Source organism: Myxococcus sp. RHSTA-1-4 (assembly GCF_020037125.1).
In the GTDB taxonomy this organism is placed as follows: domain Bacteria; phylum Myxococcota; class Myxococcia; order Myxococcales; family Myxococcaceae; genus Myxococcus.
On sequence record NZ_JAIQDG010000128.1, the window covers coordinates 1 to 1,147 of the forward strand.

The 1,147-nt window shown below is 72.7% G+C and carries 1 protein-coding gene and 1 pseudogene; both read right to left on the reverse strand.

Annotation, left to right across the window (positions count from 1 at the left end; all coding sequences use genetic code 11):
• Positions 1–212, reverse strand: a pseudogene (locus K8638_RS44230) (IS481 family transposase); the annotation flags it as partial.
• A 132-nt stretch (positions 213–344) separates the two neighbouring features.
• A complete protein-coding gene (locus K8638_RS44235; protein WP_223760820.1) occupies positions 345–992 on the reverse strand; it encodes a hypothetical protein in 648 nt (215 codons plus the stop codon).
• Positions 993–1,147 lie beyond the last annotated feature (155 nt).

Consider the following 1,147-nt stretch of genomic DNA (forward strand, 5'->3'; position numbering starts at 1 on the left):
TTGCGGAAGCGGTAGTACCAGCGCTCCAGCGTCGGCACGCTGAAGTGCCGCGTGCGCTCGGCTCCGGGCGGACGGAATTTCTGCCGCGCCAGCTCCTTCAGCGCGCCGCGCAGCTCTCCGCGCGTCAGCTGGCGGTGCACCACCGGGCCAATGACCTGGCTGCGGAAGACTGCAATCTCTTCGCCGTGGTCCTTCGGGACGAGCTCGTCCATGGAGGTCTCCTTCCCGCTGCCGCGTCCATCGCGGGCCTGGCGGGAAGCTCTCCCCTCGCATCCGCCTGGGCCGCTGGGAGCGTGCCCAACGCGGTGGGCACGGATTCCCCAGCCACTTCGCGGTGATGGCCATCAGCTCACATGGCGGGCTCCGGCGAAGGCTTGATGCTCGAGCGGCGTACCCCGCCACGCGAGCGGCGCGTGAGCGCACAGTGCCTGCGCCGCGCGGGCCGCGAGCGCCCGGGGCCCCTCCGCCACCGCGCCGAGCGGGAGTGCGCCGAACAGCTGCCGCGCCCCAAGCTGCCGCGCCCACCTCGTGAGCGACCGCCAGCCACGGGCGGCGTCCCCACGACGCGTCCAGTCGCTCGTCCGCCGTCGCACCTCGTCCGCCCCCAGGCCGCACAGGGCCCACAGCGCCAGGGCGAAGGCAATCGCCTCCCCGCTGAAGTGCTTGCGCGGAGAGACGGACGGCGGCACCACGCGCATCACCGCGCCACAGGGCTTGCAGCGGTAGCGGCGACAGAGCACCCCCCGGCATTCCGGCGCCCCGTCCGGAGTCGGCGGGCCGCGCTGCTGGCGCTCGACGAGCCCATGCCCATGGAGGCCCAGCCCGCCGCCTTCGTAGGCCCCGCGCCCACACGCCACGCAGCGCTTCGGCCGGCCCTCGTCCACCGAGGGCGGCCAGTTCTTGACGTCGCCCTCGAAACGGACGACTCCTCGGGTGTCCCGGTTCTCTTTCCGCAGGGTTCCCGGGGCCCGCGCATGAGGGTGTTCCCGCACCCTCTGCGCACCTTTCTCCCCGTCCTCCTGACCGCCTGCTACATCATCGGGCGTGGCGCTCCAGTTTCTCGCTGACGATGGGCGAGCGGCGCGAACCCATCACGCCGCCGGCTCGAACTCGGGCCTCGAGCCCTCATCCAGGGTGCTCGTCAACA